Here is a 23,466-nt window from a genome sequence, read left to right as displayed (position 1 = left end):
TAAACTTTTTTGATGATCATTGGCTGTTAGTTGTCAAATACGCTTATTTGTTGTGAGGTACTTCGCGAAGCTTGCTTGTGTTATAACCTAAATTTTGAACAAGTGAGGTCAGTTTTTTGTAGTCACTTTCACTTATGCTAGGAGATCTAGCCATAATCCATACGTAATCTCTCGCATTACGGGCAATCACGGTTTGTGTGTAATTTTCGTCAAGGTACGCAATCAGGTACTCTGCTTTAATTGGCCAGATAAACTGCATGCCCCATTTTGCATTTCCTGAGTCTTTGACGACAAATCCATGTGGCTCATATGTTTTTTTAGGGCCGTTTAAGCTGCCCTTATTAAACGTAAATGTGGTGGCGATCGTGCCATCATCCTTTAGTCGATAGTTTTCAATCGCATTGTAAGACTCAGTTTCAATGGAGGTTGGAATGGCAGCAATCACATACCAGTCTCCCATGAACTTAGGCAAATCTACCTGCGGTACAGTCTCAATCTTGGCTAGTTGTTTGCTCGCGCAAGCCGGGATTAGCGTTGCTAGTAAAGTCATTAAGATAAGCCTTTTACTGATATTCATCATGTGGTTAGTCATTTTAATTTGTAATAAATATGATAGCCTTCAGGGGTGATGGACTTTAATCCAACCCATTCTTGCTTATCTGCTGAGTACCATAATTCAATGTTTAATTTTTGTTTCCCCTGTAAACTGGCATCAAGCTTGTAGTGGAAGGTTTCTATCGCCTTACCTTTCACCTCTAACAAGACTTTGCCTAACGGCTTGATTGAGGTGTCTAAAAATTCAGCGTTTTGCGGATTCAGCAATTTGGATTGCTCCAAGATTTTTTGGTTCCAATATGCAAACGTCATGGTACAAGCCGGCAGATTCTGTACTGCATTGCCGCTCTTTACCTCAAAATGGTCAGCTTGGCGCTGAGCTTTCACAACCGTTTTTTTCTTGTTCTCCAATGTCTCTGACGCTAAACTTTTAAGGCAGTTTTTATCCCAGCTTTCTGTTGCTTGGTGGTCGTATTGATACGCATTGATAAACAATAACTTTACATTGAACTTAGCGCGGCTAATTAGCGTATCGTTTTCATTGAGGGTGAAGGTGTGTTCACCGATTTTAGTTTTATCTAAGTACACATCAAACGCCCATTCTTTTGAATGGGCATTCACTGATGCTAATCCTAGCACCAGTGTAAACAGCATATTGCCTAACAGGCGGGGCAGTTTCATCAGGATATGTACTCAGTAGTTATCTTGAGTCAGCATTAACTTTTAGGTTTGCCGGGTATAAACGAGTTAGTGGTTTTAATGTAGTGCAGATACTCTGGGCGACGCTCGGCAATATCTTTTTCTAATAGTGCAACACCGCTTACCTTGAGTAGTAATAAGGTCATTAATATGACTGAAGGCAGTGACCACCAAGCGCCACCTGCCAGTGCGATCAGGAAAAACCCCCACCATACACAGCACTCACCAAAGTAGTTTGGGTGGCGTGAATAGCGCCAAACCCCGTTATTTAGAACTTTATGTTGATTGGTATTCATACGTTTAAATTTGGTCAGTTGCCAGTCAGCTATTGATTCCCAAGTAATGCCAAACACAGTCAACAATATACCGACGATATCGATGATGTTTAAGGGCGTGCTAGAGTTGATGCTACCTAGTATTGGTAATGAAATAATCCAAGCTAACACAGCTTGCAAACCAAATACGATGTATAGGCTGGTCCATTTAAAGTGTGGTGCATTGTTTTGGCGTATGGCGACATAGCGATGATCTTCATGCGGACCCCAGTTGCGACGTGTTAAGTAAATGGATAAACGTAAAGCCCAGATTGTTAATAGATTTAGCGCTATTAGACCTCTTGCACTGATAGCACTAAACGATTCCACATACGCAAAACTTGCCAGTAAGAAAAATAAGCTCCACATGCTGTCTACGTGTGTGACGTTTTGTCTGAAAACACTCACTATCCATCCCATGAGCGCGAATGCCAGCATTACGCAAAGTCCGTTCAAGTAAAGGTCTAAGAATGGCATGTCAGGCTCTCTCAACGCTATTAATGTGGTGGGCAATCAAAAGCAATAAGGGCGTAATCATTGCCCAGCCTGTTGCTAGCGCAACATAAGCAAGCTGGCTTGTTATGGTCACTGCGCCTAGTTTTTCGGCAGCCATATAGGCTAGTGGCCCACCTAACATGCCAAAGATGAAACTTATCCAATAACGTTTATGCATCCACGCTAGGCTCATATTGAGCGTGGTGGCAAACGCTAACCATAACGCTAAAATCCATACTGGTACAATTGATGTGTGCCAACCAGGATGTTGGTAATCAATCAGACGCGACGAGAGCAGTGATTGATCTAACAAAGCACCAATAAGCATGGTGCTCAGCAAGACTTTTAATTCACGATTCGCTTGATTTGTTTGATATAAATGCCAAGCCAATACCATGATGGTAACGATTACGCCTAACCATGGCTGTGAGTTAGCCGCACCCACCACACAGGCAAACCATGAAACCTGAAACAGAGCAAAATTTAGCAGCAGCATCACTTATCTTTTGAGATATTAAGATTCACGCTTAAATAGGTAATGTGAGACCCACCACTCTTGACCATTTCTATAACCAAACAATTCAGCACAAGCCATAAAAAAGATGCGCCAACGGTTACGCCATTGTTCTACCTGTTCTAAACCGTAGGTTTGACCCAAAACAGCAGTCATTTCTTCATAATGCTTATCCATGTTCTGCAGCCAGGCATTGGCTGTTTTTTCGTAATGTGTGCCATCCCAACGCCAGCGATTGACTAATTTAAGGTCTGATTGGAAGTTGAGCGGCAGGTCGTCACTGGGCATCATGCCGCCAGAGAAGAAAAATTGGCTCATCCAGTCATCATCGCCCTGAACCTCAAACAGATAGGGGGTGCTTCTATGTACAAAAATATGCATAAAGAACTTACCGCCCGGGAGAAGCCAGCCATGAATTTTCTTGTATAGCAGTTTGTGGTTACGCATATGCTCAAACATTTCTACTGAAACCACGCGGTCAAAACCGCTTGCAGGATGAAACTGCTCATCAACATAGTCTGATGGATCAAAACGATTCATATCACAGGTAATGACACGAATATTATTCAGCCCTCTTTCTTTGGCGCGTGCGGTAATATATTCACGCTGAGAGTTGGAGTTGGAGACCGCTGTCACTTTGCTGTCGGGATAGCGCGCTGCCATCCATAAGGTGAGTGAACCCCAACCGCATCCAAGCTCGAGTATCGATTGCCCATTTTTTAGGTCTGCATGCGTGCAAGTTAAATCTAAAGCATTGGCTTCTGCTTCATCCAGATTTTTTGTTTCAGGTAGCCAAAAGCAACTGCTGTATTTTTTATGTGAGCCTAGGCACAGAGCGAAAAATTCCGATGGCACCTCATAGTGTTGCGCGTTAGCAAGCTCTGGCACCAGTGCGGCGGGCGCTGCATTCATCGCCTCGATAAACTTAGTTTGTAATTCAGTAGACTTCTCACAGTCGCTAGCCTTAATCTCAGCTAAGCGTTGTCTTGAAAGGTGTCGAATACCATATCGGATTAGATAATCTGGAAACTTGCCATTTTCCGCAAGATTAATCGCTAGGTTAGTAAGCTGCATAGATGTCTTTCTTTGTTTTATTTTTGCAAAAAGCTACATGTTATTAAATTCGCTGTGTGGCGTTATTAACAAAGTGAATGTGCGGTTGTTTACAAACACTAGAGCAGGTTTGTCCTAAGTGGCGAGTTTAAGTTCAATGCAACTTAAACGCTTAAATAAAGCGGAGCAAAGGCAGCGGGTAAATGGGGGCTAGAAAGGTGAGGTTAGTGCTGATCTGCGTAGCCAATGATGCCTAAAAAGACGCGTACTAGGCCATATGCAATCCAGGAGAGAAAGCGTTTTGCACTGTGACCTTTTGCCCAATCATTCGCTTTGATCTGATAGGCACCATTATTGATCGCAGCGGTAATGTCCTGGTGTAAGGTAGCGGCAAAGTGCTTATTTTTTAAGAATATATTAGCCTCACGCGCTAGAAATAAGCTAAATGGGTCAATGTTGGATGAACCAACCGTGGCCCATTCTTGGTCGATGACCGCAACTTTGCTGTGCATGAAGCTTTTACGATATTCGTAAATCTCAATACCATTTTTCAAGAAGATATTATAAAAAGCATGGGTTGCAAACATTAAAAAATATTCTTTACGCCCTTGAAGCAGTAATTTGACTTTAACGCCTCGAGCAGCGGCATTAATAAGCGCTTTACGAAATTTTCTACCGGGGATGAAATAGGCGTTGGCGATAATGATTTCATGTTTGGCACGATGAATCGCTTTTAGATAGGCCGCTTCAATATCTCTTCTGTGTAATATGTTGTCACGCGTGACGAAGGCAGCCTTAATGCTTCCCCTAGTATAGTGTGCAGGTGCATTGGGGCTGGTTTTAGGCAAGGGTTTACTGTGAAAATGCAGCCATGCCAGATGTTGCCACAGCTTTTTCACGCTATTCGCGATAACCGGCAGTAATGCGCCTTGCACGCGTACCGCGTAATCAACTCTAGGCGCAATCTGATGTGGCACATTGTTGTCATCAATGATATTGATGCCGCCAACAAAAGCGGTGATATCATCGATGAGCGCTACTTTCTGATGTAGCCTGCGTAGCCGATTCTTTTTAAATGTCCACGGTGATATCTTCTGGCGATAAATCATGACATGGATGCCAGCCGCTCTGAGATGCTCAATATAGGCTTCTGGTAAGGTCTTGGAGCCAAACCCATCAATCAGTAAATAGACAGAAACTCCGCGACTCACCGCTCTAATCATGGCCTCACCAATGAGCGTGCCGACTTTATCTGCTTCGTAAATATAGCTTTGCAAATACACCTCATGTCGTGCATGATCAATTGCATGTTCAAGCGCAGGAAAGTATTCAGCGCCACTGCGTAACAGCTGGATATGATTCCCATTAATGAAATGCATAGTGCCTCAATGCCCCTTGGTGAGTGTGGCAGATAACATGGCGTGATCGGACAGTTTTAAAAAGCGTGCACCTGAGTGCACCTCTACATGCTGGATTTTAAATCCGCGGGTGTAAATACGGTCTAACCTTAGAATTGGCAGCCATGAAGGAAAACTACGCGCAGGCTTGCCTGTATGATGGGCAAACACTTCTTGTAAACCGACTTGGTGTGAGAAATGCCTACCAGACCGCATGCCCCAGTCGTTAAAGTCACCAGCGACAATGAGTGGTGTATTGGCTGGAATGTGTCGTTGAATATAGTCTTGGATTAATATTAGCTGTTGTTTTCGCCAGCGTGCAAACAGCCCCAGATGTACGCATATGGTATGTAATGGCGCATCCCAATTGGGGATGTTAATTTCGGTATGTAGCATACCGCGCTCTTCGCTACTATGTGCAGAGATATCAATGTTCGTGGTTTTGATGATAGGGAATTTAGACAGCAAGGCGTTGCCGTGGTGGCCGGCAGGATAGACCGCATTCTTCCCGTAGGCGTAATCTTTCCATATCGTATCGGCTAGAAACTCCATTTGCCCTGCGATTGGCCAAGTGTCAAAGCGTTTGCTGTGTTCGTGATGAACGTCGCGTACCTCTTGTAAAAACACTACGTCAGCATGCAGTTTTCTGAGCAGATCACGCTGCTGGTGTAGTGATAAGTGCGTGTTAAAGTGCGTTAACCCTTTATGGATATTAAAAGTGGCAATACGTAGTGTGTTGTGCACGTTAATTTCACTTGATAAGGTGTTTATTCGATAAAGGTTACTTCAATGCCTTGATCTGAGCCTAGGTTTTTATCAGGGTTATCTATCCAGTATTGATAAAACTCGCGTATCACTAGCAAAAATAGCTGTTTGTTCTCATCAATTTTAAATAAAGGCAATGTCATGTCTACGCCAACTCGATACACTCTGGCGTCATCAGTAGGCGCGCCTTTTAATTGTAGCAACAGTATTTTAGCCAGATTAACACGGTTATCGAGTAACTGTGGATTTGCGCCTTTATCTTTTAATGCTTTTGTGTACGCAGTTAAAAGCCTAGTTTCGGTAACATTAAATTTTGCAGTATTTAAACGATCGGTCAGCGCTTTAAGTGTAGTCGGTTCAGGCTGCCATTTTAATGGCTGGATATCAAAGCCGCCTTGTCTGCTAAATGCTGCAATGGCCTTAATATCCTGCATCCAAAATGGATAAAACTCTCTTGCTGTATTCAGGCTGTCATGCCAAATATCGGCTGGAAGGGTTTTAATGATTTTTTCTATGGCCTTGCTGTAGCTTGTACGCTCCAGAGCCTGGTTTTGTAACAGCGGTATAAATTGATCTAAAAACAACGAGCGTTTGTAAAGCATGCCACTTTTAGCGCCTTTTTTTTCAAGCAACTTGAAATAGGCGCTGATGGCTTCTTGTTCGCGGGAGTGGGTCATTTATTTTTGTTTTTCACCAATATGTGTTTCTCCGCGCTGTTTTGCTAGCGTCACTTGTTTTTGTCTCTCTAGCAATCTTGCGCGTTTTTCTTCTGAGACTTTATCGTAACAATGCGGGCAGGAGATACCGGCAACGTATTGTTCGCTTTGCATTTCTGCGGGTGATAGCGGGTGTCTGCATGCATAGCACTGATCAAACTCCCCAACTTCTAAATTGTGTTTAACCGCAACGCGCTGGTCAAATACAAAGCATTCGCCTTCCCACATGCTTTGCTCTTCGGGTACGGTTTCCAGGTATTTTAAAATGCCACCTTGTAAGTGAAATACCTCATCAAACCCTTGGTCCAGCATGTAAGACGATGCTTTTTCGCAGCGGATACCGCCTGTGCAAAACATGGCCACTTTTTTATGTTTGGTTTTATCAAAGTGTTTTGCCACATACTCCGGAAACTCACGGAAGGTGGTTGTTCTTGGGTCGATTGCACCTTTGAATGTACCAATGTCTACTTCGTAGTCATTACGCGTATCAATAAGCACGACATCGGGGTCTGAAATCAGCGCATTCCAGTCTTCTGGTTTCACATAAGTACCTACTTTTTTAGTAGGGCTGACTCCAGGCACGCCAAGAGTCACGATTTCTTTTTTGAGTTTTACTTTCATCCGATAAAACGGATGTTCATCTGCAAAAGATTCTTTGTGTTCTAAATCAGCAAATTTCCCGGAAAATAGCGGGTCGGTGCGTAAATAGTTAAGCACCTGTTGAATGTCGTCCGGCAGGCCCGCAATAGTGCCATTGATGCCTTCTTCTGCGAGCAGTAAAGTACCTTTAATCTGATGTGTCTTACACGCATCCATAATAGGCACTTGCAGTGCCTTGTATTCAGGCAAGCTAACAAACTTATAAAGGGCGGCAGTCAGGTACTTAGGCATAGCAGCAAAATCTTAATGTAATACGCTATTTTAACAGATGATTTTATAAATCGATGCTTATCTCAAAAAGCTGACCATTCGCTGTATATGAAGTTCTAGTCCTATGTCATTACCATAGGACCAATGCGCTTAGACTTAGTGTTTAAGCATTGAGAATCAGCACTTCACCATTGCCTTTATACGCAGCATCACCTACAAAGCGCTGTACGCGCTGTGAGCTCAATTGGCTAAATTGTGTATTGTATTTTTTAAACGATTTAAATAATAAGCTCAGGTATGGCAAGGTGTGCGTGCCACAATATTGCACGGTTGCATGCAGGGTTGGTACATTTTTCAGCAATAACGTACCACGGTGCATATTAAATGCGGTGTAGACACCAACACTGCCCAATACGCCAATCGTGCCTGCAATCATACGGCTACCGCAATAGTCGCCAACATTACCTTCAATCAAAATCAAGCCTCTACGCATCTGGTCGCCAACACGGTCGCCGGCATTGCCTTTGATAATGACAGTGCCGCCGCGCATGCCTTTGCGTAAGCCTTCTGAGCCTGCGCCTAAAAAATCACCTACGTTTGCATCAATTTTTAATAAGCCGTTTACCATATTGCATGCGGCATAGCTTGCCGCGTTACCTAAGCAGTGGATTTCACCATTCTTCATGGTAAAGCCTAAATAGGCACCAGCGTTACCTTCAACGGTGATTTTGCCAGTAGACATATGTGCGCCAATATAGTCCATCTTGTCCGATGCATTTTTAAACACAATGTGTGCAGCATCATTGCCGCTAATTTCAAATAAATCGCCAGCCAAAACTGTACTGTTACCGTAAGTGACTTTAATCTTGGCAATATCGGCAGCAGATTTGTTGGCTAAATTATCTGGAGTTAATGCACCGCAATTTACCGAGAATTGGAGTGTATTCTTTAGTGTGAATGTAAGCGCGTTCATGAGTTGCTGCCGTTTAAAATATCATGTAGTTTGAAAAGATGAGGGCCAAGTTTGCCGCCATAGTTACCCGCCGAAATGCGCTTAACGCCACTATCAGCACCTAGGTTGCAAATAGCTTCGATACCCACTTTCATTGAAAGTGCGATGTCTTCGAAGGTTAAGCCATCGATCACAATTTCCATCACGCTTTCAATCTCAGGTGAAAGCTCAGTATTGGTAGCACCTTTAAGTGTAGGGCAGAATGCGTCATTGGTGGAGGCAAACATAGTTTTATACTTACTGCCAACCTTAGAGCCAGAGCGCACTACGCCACCTGGAAACGGCATAATCACGTTAGGCACTTTTTTCATGGCTTCAATGGCAACCTCAGCTGCGGCTAAAGCTGCAGGCTGTGATGTCGCTAAAATCAGAAAGTTACCGCCGCCGATTGCACGTACCATACCCGTTGTTTCTTCGGTAATAAACTCGCCGTCCATCACCGGAATACGCCAGTAGCGTTTGCCATCAATCAGTTTAGAGGTTTGGAAACCGTCGCCAAAGTAGCGCAGGTGTTTACCTAGGCTGATTTTATCTTCGCCATCAATGCCGGAAAAAGCCGCAGCAGTTGGACAGGTCAGGATACATTGCCCCATGCGGGTTTCTAATTGTTGCATCAGCACTTTGCTGCCCATGGCAAACATTAAGATACTGACGCCAGGCCTGCCGTCTGGTGTTTCTTCTGTTGATAATTCGCGTTCAATACCAGCTTCAACGCCACAGCCAATGACTGAGGTTGCAAAGCCCGTCATCGCGTTTGCGGCATGGTATGCCCATTTTAGGTTTTGCGCGGTAATAATCACGCGAGTGCCGCGCATATTAAATGCTTCGGCAAAGGTATCGTCAATTTGTATATTATTTAGCAACATCATCATTTAGGCCGTTGGGTCAGCAGTTTTAATTTTATCAATCCATTCTTCAATTTGAATGGTACCTAGTTCTTTTACTTTATTGAGGTCTGTTTCCGGCAGCACATCTTGCACTAAATCCAGACGCTTCCACTCGGCAAGCGGGGTCTCGCAATGTTCACGCGGTACATAACGTGAATCACGTACCTTGGTGCGCTGGTGAATGTAGCGCGGACAATTTTGCCATAGCTCGGATAAGGTCACCCTAACAATAAAGTCAGCTTCTTTGTATTCGCTCATCAGTGGGTCATCACGTGAGATGGTAGCAGTGCCTTGCACACGGATACGATGCGGCGTTTCAAAAGAGATAAACAGCAAGCCAACTTGCGGCTGTGTGGTGATGTTGCCCATAGAAAAGAACATGCCATTACCATCGTAGCTAGGAAAGGCTAAGGTTTTGCTATCAATTACTTTGACAAAGCCAGCGTCGCCGCCTTTGTACGACACGGTAGGGCGGCCTTGATGATCTACTGTGGATAGAAAAAACATATCCATGTATTCGATAAATCCTTTTGATTCATCATCAAACTCTGTTTTGCAAGCTAACTCTTCAACGCGGTCTGCCATTTTACGTGTGGCAAACTCATCCTGTAGTTGACGGTGTTGTTCGCCATATAATCTACTCATATCGTTTCCTTTCAGTCGAGAGACTGTTAGTTTTTATTGACGACAACACTGCCTCTGCCGTCATCAAAGATCTCGGCATCGCTAATCTTGAAGTTATCTAAACCTATGGTTTGGTAGCGATCAAAGTATTCTTTCAGCTCTTTTTCTACACCAATATCAAAAGCAGGTTTGGCAGTATGAGTAGCACCCCAGACCACTTTAACCACGGCGCCGTCTTTAACCACTAATTCCCCGTTTTTAAATACATAATCAGGCTTGGCAAACATGGCCTCGCGGTTTTCTTGGTCGGTATACACGGTGATGTCTGCGTTAGCGCCTACACCCAAATGTCCACGGTCGTTCATACCAATCAGTTTGCTTGCGCCGGCACGCGTCATGATGGCAATGTCATACAGGCTGTATTCGCGGTCTAAGCTGGTGAGGTTGCTCATGGATTGCGCATCCAGATTGAGCTTGGCAAATGCTTCATTTCTGAAAGATTTATCCATCAATAAGCGAATCAAATGCGGGTAGCTGGTAAACGGTGCGCCATTTGGATGGTCTGTGGTTAAGAAAATACGCCATGGGTCTTCCACTGATAGAAAAATCTCTAAGCCGATGGCCCATTGCAATGCGTTCACATAGTTTTGATCACGGTACTTAAACGGCAATACACCGCAGCCGGCATCGCATTCAATATCCATAATCACTGATTTTTTAGGATTTGCATGCTTAGCATTCAAGTGTTGCATCATTGAGTCACCAGATGCCGTGACGGTTTGATTAAATAAAATTTGGCCTACATCGGCGGTGATGTTTTTGTTTTTATTAATGGCTTCTGCAATTTGCGCGGCTGCTGATGAGAACTTCTTATCACCTTCTGTACCATAGCTGTGGAACTGAATATGCGTTAAGTGCATAGGCAGGCCATTGCTTGCAGTCATGGTATTGAGCGTGGTTTCAAAGTTACCGGCTGCACCCAAATTGTTACAGTGCACATGCAGTGGTTTAGCAATGCCAAGTTCGTGCACGGCACGGCTTAGGCTTTGCAGTACTTCACGCGGGCTTACTTGATAATGCTGATGGTTTTCGTCTAAATTCAGTCGGCGTTGATTGAATTTAAATGCGCTAATGCCACCCGGATTCACGACTTTAATACCGATGGTTTGCGTGGCATGCAGAATCCATGCAACGTAGTCGTTAATGGCTTTTTGATCTTTTTTTGCGGTTAGCATGCGCAAAAAGTAATCGTCATTACCTAGCATTGCATAGCCACCCTTATCAATCATCGGGGTGTCACCCATTTCTAAGTGGGCTTGACGCGCGTTGATAGGTGAAATGGCAGGCTCAAACGCAGCGGTATAGCCCATTTCAATGTATCTAAAGCCGGTGTCAGTGGCCGTTGGTGTGGCATGGTGGCTACAATATGGCGTACAGATATGTGCTTCAGGCTCACTCAGGTTTTTAATTTCCTGCATCTGTTTTTGTTGGTATTCTGGCAACATCATGCGTGCGATATTGACTTTGCCGCCACCGATGTGGCTGTGCATATCAATGGCGCCGGCCATCACTACTTTGCCGCTTAAATCATAGGTTTGGCTGATTTTTGCGTTATCTAGCGGTTTCGGTACGATACGGCCTTGATGAATGTAAATATCTTCTACTACGCCATTTTTATTGTGCGCAGGGTCGTACAGTTTGCCGTTCTTGAGTAAAGTGATCATGCTAATTCTGCCTCAATTCTATTTATTACCTCGCTCAAGTTGGGTAATTCGTTATTGCGTAGTTTTTTTAGTGGTAGCGTGATAGAACTGTCCATGCGGAACATTGAGCCTGCATGGTCAACACCCGGGATGCCGACCGGAATAAATACATCTGGTGTGCGATCTAGTTTGATGTCTGGGCGTCCAATCACAATGGTAGGTAGTGCGGTTTGCGGTGCACTGGTTGGGTTGAATGTGCTTACCCAGAGCAAGGCATCGCTATTTTGCAATTGTTTTTGTGTGCTGAAGTGATAGTTATCATATTCAGGTTTACCATTTACAAAGCGGTTTCTGGTTGGATAGCCACTTAACCATGTGCTGGTGTTGTTGACTGAAGAGTCGCCGTCTCCTGAATTGAGCGGCAAGCCGGCAGCACGTGTGGTTTCATTCAGTTGATTCACCAGTTGTACGATGCTTTGGATAGTAAGTTCTGCGTGGCTGAATTTAAAGCTGCTGGCAGACCATACAATGACAGCATATTTGGCTGCTTTTAATTTTTCTACTAAGGCTTGTAATGTTGCTACCGCAACGCCGCCCACGGTTTCTGCATTGATTTTCTTATTGATTAACAAGGCGTTAAGTGCGTTCACAATTTCAGGTATTTGAGCTGGATCATCGCCTACTGCGCTGGCTAGCTTGCCTTCTGGTGAAGTGGCTGATTTGGCTTTATCTGCAGAAACGCCCAAGTAGACTACCTCTGGGCTTGGTTTGTTAAACAGGCTGGCAGAGTCCCAAACCAGCTTTTCGAAGAAGCGGGGGTGGCTAGTGCCAATATCTGTGCCGATGGCTAAAATTAGGTCAGCACGGTTTTTAACTTCAGACAGGGTGGTGGTGAGCCAGCCGCCATTTTGCATAGTGAGTGTGTTACGCACGGACGATTCGCTGTGCATGTGGTCTAACATTGCATTACTAGCTGCGGCTAGGCGCATAATAGAGCGCATTCCTTGTACTTCAGTGCCTAGACCTGCAATCAGTGGTGCCTTACTTTGCGCCAGAATGGCAGCAGCAGCTTTAACGGCAGTTTCTAGGTCCGTCGTTTTACCTGATACGCTAGGCGCCGTGTTTGAGCTGTTTGAATGAAACGATTGCTCAAAAAAAGTAATGCTTTTAGCACATGCATTTTGAATGGATAAGGGAGTAGTACTTGTTAGCACCAAATCATCACAAAGCATGCCACAGGCAGGGCAGGTAATGGAGGCGGGGAGGGTTGGATTTAAATTGTTTTTCATAATAACGCCAATTTTGACACATCGAGACTGATTCTAAAACTCATTTAATTAACACCATAACATAAAATGTTGGTTTATTTTAAGTGCTAAAAATGGTATTTTAACGGTCTTTTCAATAAGTTAATTTAATGGAGTAATTATGGCAGTTCAACGCACGCTTTCTATCATCAAACCAGATGCAGTTGCAAAAAATGTAATCGGTAAAATTTACACACGTTTTGAAAACGCTGGTTTGAAAATTGTTGAAGCTAAAATGGCACAATTAACACAAGCTGATGCTGAAGGTTTCTACGCTGTACATAAAGAGCGTCCATTCTTTGCTGACCTTGTAAAATTCATGATTTCAGGTCCAGTAATGATTCAAGCGTTAGAAGGCGAAAACGCAGTGCAAGTTAACCGTGACTTGATGGGTGCTACTAACCCTAAAGAAGCTGCTGCTGGTACTATCCGTGCTGACTTTGCTGAAAGCATTGATGCAAACGCAGTGCACGGTTCTGATTCTGCTGAAAACGCAGCAATCGAAATCGCTTACTTCTTCGGTAAGTAATTTAATTATTCAGGTTGCATAGGGTTGCCTTGCAACCTAAAGAATAGTTAATCGTTAATATAAGGTGTAAACAATTTTGGTCAATCTGCTCAATTACAATCAAAAACAGCTCGCTCAATGGTTTGCTGATAGAGGTGAGAAACCTTTTCGTGCCAAACAGTTAATGCGCTGGATGCATCACTTTGGTGTGCATGATTTTGAGCAGATGACTGATATTGCCAAAAACTTGCGCGAAAAACTCGCTGTCGATGCAGAAATTACTTTGCCGACAGTGCAGTTAGCTCAAGTGTCTAACGACGGTACACGTAAGTGGTTGATCGGTACCGATACTGCAAATAGCATTGAAACCGTATTTATCCCTGAGGATGATCGCGGTACTTTATGTATTTCTAGCCAAGTGGGCTGTGCGCTGGAGTGCACTTTCTGCTCTACTGGGCGTCAAGGTTTTAACCGCAACTTAAGCGTTGCGGAAATCATAGGCCAGCTTGCCATCGCAAATCAAACATTACGACAAGAGCCAGGTTACGACATGCTGCCTGCCGGAGATCGCATTATTAGTAATGTGGTCATGATGGGGATGGGTGAGCCTTTGGCTAATTATGATAATGTCGTTACAGCCATGCAAATTATGCTGGACGACTCGGCTTATGGTTTAAGTCGCCGCCGTGTGACTTTGTCTACCAGCGGCATGGTGCCAGCAATGGATAGGTTGAAAGAAGATTGTCCGGTTGCATTGGCGGTGTCTTTGCACGCGCCGAACGATGCCCTGCGCGATGTAATCGTGCCGATTAATAAAAAATACCCACTGAAAGAATTAATGGCAGCGTGTAATCGCTACCTGGAAAAAGCGCCACGTGACTTTGTTACGTTTGAATACGTGATGTTGGATGGCGTGAATGATACCGTTGAGCACGCACACCAGCTTCTGGCGTTAGTGAAGAACGTTTCTTGTAAATTTAATTTAATCCCATTTAACCCATTCCCTAATAGCGGTTATGATACGTCTAAACCAAATCATGTACGTGTTTTCCGTGATATTTTGATGCAGGCTGGTTATGTTGTGACTGTGCGTAAGACACGCGGTGATGATATTGATGCGGCTTGCGGTCAATTAGCAGGTAAAGTACTAGATAAAACGAAACGTACTTCTAGACATATTCCTATAGAATCCGTTGATTAAACGAGGTGAATGTTAAATGAATTTGATCCAGTTACTTACTCAGCAGCTTGAGTCAGTTAAGTCTTCTGCACGTCAGTTGGGTTTTGCCGCCACCCTCACTTTAGTTGTTGCTGCTTGTGCTACTCAGCAGCAGCAAGCCTATGATGCCAGTGCTTTAAAAGCGCGTGCGCGTGCGCACTCAGATTTAGGATCTGTTTACTTGCAACAGCGAAACCTGGAAGTCGCCTTGGATGAGTTCACGATAGCCACTAAAATTGACTCTAGCTTTGCGATGGCATACAACGGTTTGGGCATGGTGCATGCTGCGCTTTCACAGGATGCTTTGGCTGAAATGAACTTCAAGCAGGCCATCCAAATTGAGCCTAATAATTCAGAGGCACATAATAATTTTGGTAACTTTTTGTGCTCGCGTGGCCGGGCTGATGAGTCAATCAAAGAGTTCATGGCTGCGGTAAAAAACCCGCTATATGCCACGCCGGCGATTGCTTATACCAATGCTGGTGTCTGCTCACTGCGCAAGCAAGATACACGTAATGCAGAAGTTTATTTTCAGAGAGCATTGCAGTTAGAGCCACTTTTTCATTCTGCCGCTTATCAGCTTGCGCTCATTCAATTTAACCGAAATGACGTGGCTGTTGCCAAAAATACCCTGCAAAATGCGATGTTAAGTCGACCAGGCCCTGAGTTGTTGTGGTTGTCGGTAAGGATTGCGCGTTTGTTAGGTAACCGAGATGATGAGTCAAGTTATGCACTTGAGTTAAGACGCCAATATCCTGATTCAGAACAAGCTAAGTTGTTACAGAGTGGAAATTAACAATGACAGATACACAACAGGTTGAAGAGAAAGTCGAAGAAGTTTCTGTGACTGCGTCAGTCGGCGCATTGTTACAGGCAGCGAGAGAGGCAAAGAAATTATCACAGCAAAATGTGTCAGACCACTTGCGTTACAGTGTTAAGCAAGTGGATGCACTGGAACGTGATGCTTTTGATTTATTGCCAGACGCAATGATTACTCGTGGTTTTATCCGGAACTATGCTCGTTTATTAGAGATAGATGCTGCACCATTGTTGGATATTTATCGCCAGTTGTCACCAGCCCAGTCACCTAATCTGCTTGCTGTTAACCCTTCGATGCAGCCTGTGCAGTTAACTAAAGATAATCGACCATGGCTTACCTATATTTTAGGTAGCATTCTGGTTTTATTCTTTTTACTTGCATGGTTTGTATATATTGAGTATTTGCCTAAGCAGTCGCCAGTAGCTGATGATGCGGTGCAACAGACTACAGCGCCTGTGGCAGAGGCGCCTGCCGATACGCAGGAGTCCTCCGAGGTGGTGTTGTCCGAAACGACTTTACCTGAGCCTGCTTTACCAGCTGCAGAACGTCAGTTTGCAGAGGACGCAGTTTCAAACCAAGATGCAGGAGTTGCCCCTGTAAGTAATACACAACCGCAGTCTAGCGCACCAGTCAGTGCGCCTGTGCAGGCCGTTCCTGCGGTAGCGCCGCTGGCACCAATCAAGCCTGAGCCTCAGGTTAAACCGGATCCGCAAGCCGCAGCTGCGGCTTTGAAAAAAGTAAGCATATCGGTGACAGATAAAACCTGGGTGCGTGTGAGTGATAAAGCCGGGCAAATACTTTACGAAGCGACTTTGAATGCTGGCGATACGCAGTCACTTAGTTTCCAATCGCCGTTTAGCGTGGTGATTGGTAATGCCAAGGCAGCTACAGTCAATGTTTCTGGGCAAGCTGTGGATTTAGCTGGCTATACTCGAAGCAATGTTGCACGTATCAGTTTGGAGTAATCGTTGAGTTTGTTTATGCAAAATAAAGCCCGTAATACTTTGCAAGTGATGGTCGGGCACGTGCCGGTAGGCGGTGGCTTATTAGATACTTTACCAGCTCCAGTGGTAGTGCAAAGTATGACCAATACAGATACTGCGGACGCTGAAGCAACCATCAAGCAGGTTTATGAGTTATGGCAGGCTGGTTCTGAGGTAGTACGTATTACGGTGAACTCGCCCGAAGCTGCTGCGCAAGTCGGCAATATCCGTCGTGGTTTAGATAAGCTGGGTTGTAATGTGCCATTGGTTGGTGATTTTCATTACAACGGTCATAAATTACTGGCCCAATATCCTGATTGTGCTGAGTCGCTATCAAAATATCGAATTAACCCAGGTAATGTAGGTAAGGGTTCGAAGCGTGATGAGCAGTTTGCAGCGATGATTGAAGCTGCAATACAGTACAAAAAGGCTGTGCGTATTGGTGTGAATTGGGGTAGCCTAGATCAAGCCAAAATGGCGCAGATGATGGACGATAATGCGAAGCTGGCCGAGCCATTGACTGCTGATGCATTGATGCGTGAGGCTTTGATACAGTCTGCGCTTGAGAGTGCGGAGCAGGCGGTAGCGTTGGGTTTATCGCCAAATCAAATCATCATTTCATGCAAAGTGAGTGATGTGCAAGACTTGGTGAAAGTCTATACAGAGCTAGCAAGTCGTAGTGATTATCCCCTGCATTTAGGTCTAACTGAAGCTGGCATGGGCTCTAAAGGGATTGTTGCGTCAACCGCTGCTTTGGCCTTATTGTTGCAGCAAGGCATCGGCAACACGATTCGAGTTTCACTCACACCAGAGCCGAATGAATCACGCACTAAAGAGGTGGTCGTAGCGCAAGAGATTCTGCAAACCATGGGAATTCGTTCGTTTACCCCATTGGTGACTGCTTGCCCAGGCTGTGGCCGTACTACTTCAACTTATTTCCAAGAGCTTGCTATGCAAATTCAAACTTACTTGCGTAATCAAATGCCGATTTGGCGCGATGCGTATGCAGGTGTTGAGAATATGAGCGTGGCAGTGATGGGCTGTGTAGTGAATGGCCCCGGCGAGTCTAAATTAGCCAATGTTGGTATTAGCTTGCCTGGTACGGGTGAAGTACCAGTGGCGCCGGTGTTCGTCGATGGTGAAAAAACCGTCACATTGAAAGGTGATCATATTGCCGAGGAGTTTCAGGCAATTGTTGAAGCGTATGTGCAAAAAAACTATGCCGAAGGCGGTAATTTACGTCCTGCATCTGCACAAAAAATAATTCCAATACAAGCAGTCAATTCATAATAGGCAATTCAAAAGTTCATGAGTAACAAATTTCAAAGCATCAAAGGTTTTTACGACATTCTGCCAGAGGCTACGCCTTTATGGTTCAAGCTAGAAGACACCGCACGCCGCGTACTTGCACAGTATGGCTATAAAAATATCCGCATGCCGCTGGTTGAATCTACCGATTTGTTTGTGCGTAGCGTAGGCGAGCATACCGATATCGTAGAAAAAGAAATGTACGCATGGGAAGACGCGCTTAACGGCGACAAGCTGACCTTGCGCCCTGAAGGCACCGCCGGTTGTGTGCGTGCTGTGGTTGAAAATAATCTTACCTATAATGGCCCAGTGCGTTTGTGGTATAGCGGTGCGATGTTTAGGCATGAAAACGTACAAAAAGGCCGTCAGCGTCAGTTCCACCAAATTGGCGTAGAAGCTTTTGGCTTTGATACCCCAGAGGTTGATGCCGAACAAATTGTGTTGCTGGCGAGGCTATGGCGTGAGCTTGGCATTCAGGATGTTGAACTGCAAATTAACAGCATTGGTGACGCGCATGAGCGTGCCGAATACCGTAATGTGCTGATTGCATACTTTGAGCAGCATGCAGAGTTGCTGGATGAAGATGCTAAGCGACGTTTGCATACCAATCCACTGCGTATCCTGGATACTAAAAATCCGCGTATGCAAGCCATGTGTGAGGCTGCCCCAAAGTTGCTTGACTGCTTAGGCGCTGAAACTCGCGCGCATTTTGAGGGTCTGTGTAAAAGATTGAATGATGCTGGCGTGGCTTACACGATTAATCCGCGTTTGGTGCGCGGCTTAGATTACTACAACCGCACCGTATTTGAGTGGGTGACGACAAAGCTAGGCGCACAGGGTACTATTGCCGGCGGTGGGCGCTATGATAGTTTGGTTGAGCGCCTAGGTGGAGATGCAACGCCGGCATGTGGCTTTGGCATTGGTCTAGAGCGTGTGTTCTTACTCATGCAGGAGTATGAGGTTGAAGCGGACGATGCGCCGGATGTGTATCTGGTGAATGTAGGTGAGCAAGCAGAGAATGCTGCTTTTAGTATCGCTGAGCGTTTACGCAATGCGAATATTCAAGTGGTGTTGCACGCTGGCGGTGGTAGCTTTAAGTCACAAATGAAAAAAGCGGATAGAAGTCGTGCCAAATATGCGTTGATATTGGGTGATGATGAGGTGGCGAATAACGAAGTGGCATTGAAGCCAATGCTGGCAACAGTAAAGGGTGAACAGCAAAAACTGAGCGTTGAAGCCGCAGTTGCCTATTTAACTAGTCATTGAGTTATCTGGTAATTGATTTAATTGGCAATTAGACTGAACACTTGAAGTACTTATTAAAAGGTATTTGCAATGAACGAGCAGAATAATCTATTTAAAGCTATGGTTGCATTGGGTATCTTTTTGGCAATCGGCATGTCTGCTGCTGCATTTATACTAGGCGTACAAGGTAAGCGCGCGATGTCTGGCCAGCAATCCATCACAGTGAAAGGCTTGGCAGAAAAGCCAATTAAAGCAGATAGTGCTGAATGGGAGCTGAGTGTCAGTGTTACCCAACCTACACAAGCGGAAGCTTTAGAAAAGCTGGCGGTGGAGCGTAAAGTGGTAGAGGAGTTTTTATTAGCGCAAGGGTTTGAAGCGAAGACCTGGAGTGTTGATGTCGAAACTTTAAATCCGCATTACGAAGAGGAGTTTATTAAAGACACGCCACGACAGGTGCAGCGCGGTTTTGATGCTTACCAAACAATTCGTGTCGTGACCAAAGATTTAAATAAAGTGACTAATGCCAATAAAGCTTTATTGCAATTACGCGCAGAAAATCACCCTGTAGTCGCCAGAGCGCCATCTTACTTAGTGAGTGATTTAGAGAATATTAAAATGTCTTTAATTGCTGCGGCTACAAAAAATGCGCGTAGCCGCGCCACTGAGTTTGTAAAGCAGGATGGTGTAGAAGTCGGCGTGATGAAATCGGCTTCGCAAGGTGCATTTTATATCCTGCCTGTAGGTGGCGATGCTGGTGATGACAGCTATGGTGGTGTTTACGATAAATCAACCATCGATAAAACAGCTCGCGTTGTGGTGACTATTGTTTATAGTATCGAGTAAAAGATGAGTAACTCTAAAGATACAGTTCAGCCATTGTTACAGTTACAGCATGTCACTATTTCGCCCAAAAATACGCCATCGCGTCTATTGGTTAACGATGTAAGTTTTACCATTGAAGCAGGTAAAACCACTTGTGTGGTTGGCGAGTCCGGCAGTGGTAAAAGCCTGACAGCATTATCGGTCATGGGGTTGCTATCACAGCAGTTAAAGCTTAATACCGGTAAAGTTCTATTTAATGATCATGAAACCGGGGTGCAAGACATTAGCTTGCTGAGTGAAAAAGCCCTGCAAAAAATTCGTGGTGCAAAAATCGCCATGATTTTTCAGGAGCCGATGACCTCACTTAATCCGGTGCTGACGATTGGCTACCAAATTGGCGAAAGTTTGACGACACACCTAGGGCTAAAGAATCATGCCTTAAAGAACAAAGTGGCTAGCTTGCTTGAAATGGTCGGTATTTCGCCTAGCCGTGCTGATAGTTATCCTGATGAGTTGTCTGGTGGACAGCGTCAGCGCGTGATGATTGCGATGAGCATAGCTTGCGAACCGCGCCTGCTGATTGCCGATGAGCCTACTACCGCACTAGATGTTACCGTGCAGGCGCAAATTTTAAAATTGCTGGACGATCTGAAAACCCGCATGAATATGGGTATGTTGTTTATTACGCATGACTTTGGTGTGGTTGCGGATATTGCGGACAATGTCGTGGTGATGTTTAGAGGTGAGATTGTTGAGGCTGGCACCAAGCAACAGGTACTCAATAACCCGCAGCATCCATATACCAAGGCATTGCTGGCGTGTGTGCCTGACGCGGAAGGTAAAAAAGATTTAAAACCGATTGATTATGCCTGGTTGCCAGATAGCAACCCCCAAGCTACTGGTGCTGCAATATGAGTGAATATATTTTAGAGGCTAATCATTTAACCAAAACTTACACACAGCGCAGTGGAAAATTTGGTTTTGGTAAAACCTTGGTAAAAGCATTGAACGACGTCAGCATCAAACTGCGTGCAGGCAAAACCCTTGCCGTGGTTGGCGAATCTGGTAGTGGTAAATCCACCTTGGCAAGATGTCTGTTACAATTGCAGTCGATTGACAGTGGCGAAGTGATTTTTGCAGGAAAAGATTTAGCTAAGCTCAATGCAGAAGCGCTTAGGTCCGTGCGTAAAGATTTGCAAATGGTGTTTCAAGACCCGTTTGCCTCGCTTAATCCGCGTATGCGCATCGGTGATTTGGTAGGCGAAGGCTTGCTGATACATGGCTTGGGTGACGCGGCTGAGCGTAAAAGCAAAGTGATTGCCATGTTAAAGCGTGTTGGCTTAACTGAGGCTGATATGCAAAAATACCCGCATGAGTTTTCTGGCGGGCAAAGACAGCGCATTGGCATTGCCAGAGCGCTAGTGCTACAACCTAAGGTGGTGGTGTGCGATGAACCAGTGTCTGCATTGGACGTTTCGATACAGGCACAAATACTGTTGCTACTTAAAGAACTGCAGCAAGAAATGGCGTTAAGTTACATCTTTATTAGCCATGATTTACGAGTTGTGCGTCATATTGCAGATGATATTGTGGTGATGCATCAAGGGCGAGTTGTTGAGTTAGGAGAAGTCGCTGATATTTATGAGCGGCCACAACATGCCTACACACAGAGTTTACTGGCAGCGATTCCTGGTAAAAAAGTTGCAAATGGATGATAGGTGTAGCGTAAGTTTTTGAATTAAATATATATTAGGACTAAGAATGGCATACGATTTAGAAGAGCAAGAACAGTTAGACGAGTTAAAAGCGTGGTGGAAAACCTATGGAAAAATGGTCAGTAATTTGGTTATAGGCTTATTAGTTGCTTATGCCGCGTACCAAGGCTGGACATACTATCAAACCAAACAGGCGGTAAATGCTTCTACTGAGTATCAGGCATTACAAGTGGTTGATACTAAGGATACAAAATCATTTCAAGCTAAAGCTGCTGTGTTAATGGAAAAATATAGCGCGACACCATATGCGGGACGTGCTGCAGTATTGGCTGCTAAAGCAAATTACGAAGCCAATCAGATTAAAAGCGCTAAAGCGCAATTAGAGTGGGCGATTAGCAATGCTAAAGAAACTTCTGTGAGTGCGATTGCGAGTTTGCAGTTAGCCAACATTTTGGCTGAAGAAAATAATTTTGACGCTGCTTTGAAAGTGTTGGAAGCAAAGCACGATGCTGGTTTTGATGGTTTGTTCCTTGATCTTAAAGGCGACGTATTACTTGGCTTAGGTAAACGTGACGAGGCTAAAGCAGCTTACGAACTTGCACTTACCAAGCTAGATGCTCAAGGCCGCTATCGTCATTTGACGCAACAAAAAATTGATTCACTAGGCTAATACTTAATGCGTTTTATTAAACAATCAACTGCATTATTGGCTATATGTGGCTTCACGCTGCTTTCTGCCTGTACCTCTATTACCGATCTGAAAACTGACCTGTCAGAACGTGTCTTCGGTCGTGAGGTGGTAGATATGGAGCCGTTGACTGAGTTTGAGGCGAATGCAACCGCTAAAATTGTGTGGCAAGCTAAACTTGGTATATCCGGTAACTATGACCTAGCGCCAGTGGTAGAAGCTGGTTTTGCTTATGCTGCTAGTTCTGACGGTGATCTCGTTAAGTTAGATGCAACGAATGGTAAACAGCTTTGGCATGCAAAAATAACTGAAAAACTTACCGGTGGTGTAGGTGTTGGCGGTAGTTTGGTGTTGGTTGGCACGCAAAAAGGTGTGGTTTATGCCTATGATTTATCAGGCAAACTGCAATGGATGTCCAGACTGAGTAGCGAGGTGCTAAGCGCTCCTAGGTATTACGACGGTATGGTAGTTGTACGCACTGGTGATAGCCGCATTTATGGTATTAATGCTGATGACGGCAGTAGGAAATGGGTTTATGACCGTACTAGCCCTGCGCTCACAGTACGCAGCAGTGCAGGCGTTGTAGTGGATGGAGGCGCGGTATATGCCGGTTTTGCCGGCGGTAAACTTGCGGCAATTCGCGCAGATAACGGCAAGCTGCTATGGGAAGCTTCTGTGGCTCAGCCTAAAGGCGTTACCGAGATTGAGCGTATTGCGGATATTACAAGCCTACCTATGGTGGATGGTCCTTTAGTGTATGCGGTGGCTTATCAGGGTCGTATTGCAGCGGTTGACCGTGCATCTGGACGTGTTGTCTGGAACCGTGATATTTCAAGCCTAACTGGGTTAAGCCACGAAGATGCCCGTATTTATGTATCGCATGCAATCGGTTCCATCTATGCACTTGATTACACGACGGGTAAAACCTTTTGGCGTCAGGCAGCCCTTAAAAATAGGCAGCCTACTGCGCCTTTACCCATGGGTGACAGAGTTGCTGTTGGTGATGTAGAAGGCTATGTACATTTTCTGAAGCGTGAAGATGGTGCGTTCTCAGCCAGAGTAAAAACAGATAACTCAGCAATCTTACCGCAAATGGCCATGATTAACAGTGACACATTACTGGCACAGTCACGAGGTGGCAGTTTGTATGCGATTCAAATTAAATAAAATGTTTGGTTTGCTTTAATCGCTTATTATTAGAATTAAAAATTAATTGGGCTAATTGATGACTAAAATTATCAATTAGC

The 23,466-nt window shown here is 44.7% G+C and carries 25 protein-coding genes; 11 read left to right on the top strand and 14 right to left on the bottom strand.

Going from position 1 to position 23,466, the window contains the following annotated elements; translation table 11 throughout:
- Positions 1–43 precede the first annotated feature (43 nt).
- The 14 genes from C3Y98_RS07035 to C3Y98_RS06970 form a co-directional block, all read right to left on the bottom strand.
- Positions 44–550 (bottom strand): lipocalin family protein, encoded by a 507-nt coding sequence (locus C3Y98_RS07035; RefSeq protein WP_209308760.1) that lies wholly within the window; start codon positions 548–550, stop codon positions 44–46.
- Between the two features lie 38 nt (positions 551–588).
- Positions 589–1,236, bottom strand: coding sequence for a DUF6134 family protein (locus C3Y98_RS07030; RefSeq protein ID WP_135277577.1), 648 nt, complete (start codon positions 1,234–1,236; stop codon positions 589–591).
- A gap of 35 nt (positions 1,237–1,271) precedes the next feature.
- Positions 1,272–2,045 carry a DUF1295 domain-containing protein gene (locus C3Y98_RS07025; RefSeq protein WP_135277576.1) on the bottom strand — a complete coding sequence of 258 codons (774 nt, stop codon included), beginning with the start codon at positions 2,043–2,045 and terminating at the stop codon, positions 1,272–1,274.
- A 1-nt stretch (position 2,046) separates the two neighbouring features.
- Positions 2,047–2,559, bottom strand: coding sequence for a DUF2878 domain-containing protein (locus C3Y98_RS07020; RefSeq protein WP_135277574.1), 513 nt, complete (start codon positions 2,557–2,559; stop codon positions 2,047–2,049).
- 18 nt (positions 2,560–2,577) lie between these two features.
- Positions 2,578–3,651 carry an SAM-dependent methyltransferase gene (locus C3Y98_RS07015; protein ID WP_135277572.1) on the bottom strand — a complete coding sequence of 358 codons (1,074 nt, stop codon included), beginning with the start codon at positions 3,649–3,651 and terminating at the stop codon, positions 2,578–2,580.
- Positions 3,652–3,854: 203 nt separating this feature from the next.
- Entirely contained in the window at positions 3,855–5,009 is a 1,155-nt protein-coding gene (gene clsB / locus C3Y98_RS07010; RefSeq protein WP_135277570.1) for a cardiolipin synthase ClsB, read from the bottom strand.
- Between the two features lie 6 nt (positions 5,010–5,015).
- Positions 5,016–5,771, bottom strand: coding sequence for an endonuclease/exonuclease/phosphatase family protein (locus C3Y98_RS07005; protein WP_135277568.1), 756 nt, complete (start codon positions 5,769–5,771; stop codon positions 5,016–5,018).
- Between the two features lie 23 nt (positions 5,772–5,794).
- Positions 5,795–6,469 (bottom strand): hypothetical protein, encoded by a 675-nt coding sequence (locus C3Y98_RS07000; RefSeq protein WP_135277566.1) that lies wholly within the window; start codon positions 6,467–6,469, stop codon positions 5,795–5,797.
- On the bottom strand, positions 6,470–7,399 hold the full coding sequence (gene trhO, locus C3Y98_RS06995) for an oxygen-dependent tRNA uridine(34) hydroxylase TrhO (protein ID WP_135277564.1): 930 nt from the start codon (positions 7,397–7,399) through the stop codon (positions 6,470–6,472).
- Positions 7,400–7,541: 142 nt separating this feature from the next.
- Positions 7,542–8,351, bottom strand: a complete 810-nt coding sequence (locus C3Y98_RS06990; protein ID WP_135277562.1) for a formylmethanofuran dehydrogenase subunit C — start codon at positions 8,349–8,351, stop codon at positions 7,542–7,544.
- Positions 8,348–9,256 (bottom strand): formylmethanofuran--tetrahydromethanopterin N-formyltransferase, encoded by a 909-nt coding sequence (gene fhcD / locus C3Y98_RS06985; RefSeq protein ID WP_135277775.1) that lies wholly within the window; start codon positions 9,254–9,256, stop codon positions 8,348–8,350. The genes C3Y98_RS06990 and fhcD overlap by 4 nt, the downstream gene beginning before the upstream one ends.
- Before the next feature lie 6 nt (positions 9,257–9,262).
- Positions 9,263–9,922, bottom strand: a complete 660-nt coding sequence (locus C3Y98_RS06980) for a pyridoxamine 5'-phosphate oxidase family protein (RefSeq protein WP_135277560.1) — start codon at positions 9,920–9,922, stop codon at positions 9,263–9,265.
- A 26-nt stretch (positions 9,923–9,948) separates the two neighbouring features.
- Positions 9,949–11,625, bottom strand: a complete 1,677-nt coding sequence (locus tag C3Y98_RS06975; RefSeq protein WP_135277559.1) for a formylmethanofuran dehydrogenase subunit A — start codon at positions 11,623–11,625, stop codon at positions 9,949–9,951.
- Positions 11,622–12,893 carry a formylmethanofuran dehydrogenase gene (locus tag C3Y98_RS06970; protein WP_135277557.1) on the bottom strand — a complete coding sequence of 424 codons (1,272 nt, stop codon included), beginning with the start codon at positions 12,891–12,893 and terminating at the stop codon, positions 11,622–11,624. The genes C3Y98_RS06975 and C3Y98_RS06970 overlap by 4 nt, the downstream gene beginning before the upstream one ends.
- Before the next feature lie 139 nt (positions 12,894–13,032).
- Between C3Y98_RS06970 and ndk the strand changes: the two genes are divergently transcribed.
- The 11 genes from ndk to bamB all read left to right on the top strand — a co-directional run bounded on the left by ndk (position 13,033) and on the right by bamB (position 23,386).
- A complete protein-coding gene (ndk, locus tag C3Y98_RS06965) occupies positions 13,033–13,440 on the top strand; it encodes a nucleoside-diphosphate kinase (protein WP_135277555.1) in 408 nt (135 codons plus the stop codon).
- 76 nt (positions 13,441–13,516) lie between these two features.
- Positions 13,517–14,620, top strand: a complete 1,104-nt coding sequence (rlmN, locus tag C3Y98_RS06960; RefSeq protein WP_135277553.1) for a dual-specificity RNA methyltransferase RlmN — start codon at positions 13,517–13,519, stop codon at positions 14,618–14,620.
- Positions 14,621–14,636: 16 nt separating this feature from the next.
- Complete coding sequence (gene pilW, locus C3Y98_RS06955) at positions 14,637–15,434, top strand: type IV pilus biogenesis/stability protein PilW (RefSeq protein WP_135277551.1); 798 nt, start codon at positions 14,637–14,639, stop codon at positions 15,432–15,434.
- A 2-nt stretch (positions 15,435–15,436) separates the two neighbouring features.
- Positions 15,437–16,423: a helix-turn-helix domain-containing protein gene (locus C3Y98_RS06950; protein ID WP_135277549.1), complete on the top strand. Its 987-nt coding sequence runs from the start codon at positions 15,437–15,439 to the stop codon at positions 16,421–16,423.
- A gap of 15 nt (positions 16,424–16,438) precedes the next feature.
- Positions 16,439–17,731: a flavodoxin-dependent (E)-4-hydroxy-3-methylbut-2-enyl-diphosphate synthase gene (gene ispG, locus C3Y98_RS06945; RefSeq protein WP_135277547.1), complete on the top strand. Its 1,293-nt coding sequence runs from the start codon at positions 16,439–16,441 to the stop codon at positions 17,729–17,731.
- Between the two features lie 18 nt (positions 17,732–17,749).
- Entirely contained in the window at positions 17,750–19,015 is a 1,266-nt protein-coding gene (gene hisS / locus C3Y98_RS06940; protein WP_135277545.1) for a histidine--tRNA ligase, read from the top strand.
- A 69-nt stretch (positions 19,016–19,084) separates the two neighbouring features.
- Positions 19,085–19,837, top strand: a complete 753-nt coding sequence (locus tag C3Y98_RS06935; RefSeq protein ID WP_135277543.1) for an SIMPL domain-containing protein — start codon at positions 19,085–19,087, stop codon at positions 19,835–19,837.
- A 3-nt stretch (positions 19,838–19,840) separates the two neighbouring features.
- On the top strand, positions 19,841–20,731 hold the full coding sequence (locus C3Y98_RS06930) for an ATP-binding cassette domain-containing protein (RefSeq protein WP_135277541.1): 891 nt from the start codon (positions 19,841–19,843) through the stop codon (positions 20,729–20,731).
- Complete coding sequence (locus C3Y98_RS06925) at positions 20,728–21,531, top strand: ATP-binding cassette domain-containing protein (protein ID WP_135277539.1); 804 nt, start codon at positions 20,728–20,730, stop codon at positions 21,529–21,531. The genes C3Y98_RS06930 and C3Y98_RS06925 overlap by 4 nt, the downstream gene beginning before the upstream one ends.
- Positions 21,532–21,577: 46 nt before the next feature.
- Positions 21,578–22,201 (top strand): tetratricopeptide repeat protein, encoded by a 624-nt coding sequence (locus C3Y98_RS06920; protein WP_135277537.1) that lies wholly within the window; start codon positions 21,578–21,580, stop codon positions 22,199–22,201.
- 6 nt (positions 22,202–22,207) lie between these two features.
- Positions 22,208–23,386 carry an outer membrane protein assembly factor BamB gene (bamB, locus tag C3Y98_RS06915; RefSeq protein ID WP_135277535.1) on the top strand — a complete coding sequence of 393 codons (1,179 nt, stop codon included), beginning with the start codon at positions 22,208–22,210 and terminating at the stop codon, positions 23,384–23,386.
- Positions 23,387–23,466: the final 80 nt, after the last annotated feature.

It is taken from the genome of Methylotenera oryzisoli, assembly GCF_004661485.1.
Classification (GTDB): Bacteria; Pseudomonadota; Gammaproteobacteria; order Burkholderiales; family Methylophilaceae; genus Methylotenera; species Methylotenera oryzisoli.
Note: the sequence above shows the minus strand (reverse complement) of the source record. Positions and strands in the feature narration are given on the sequence as shown.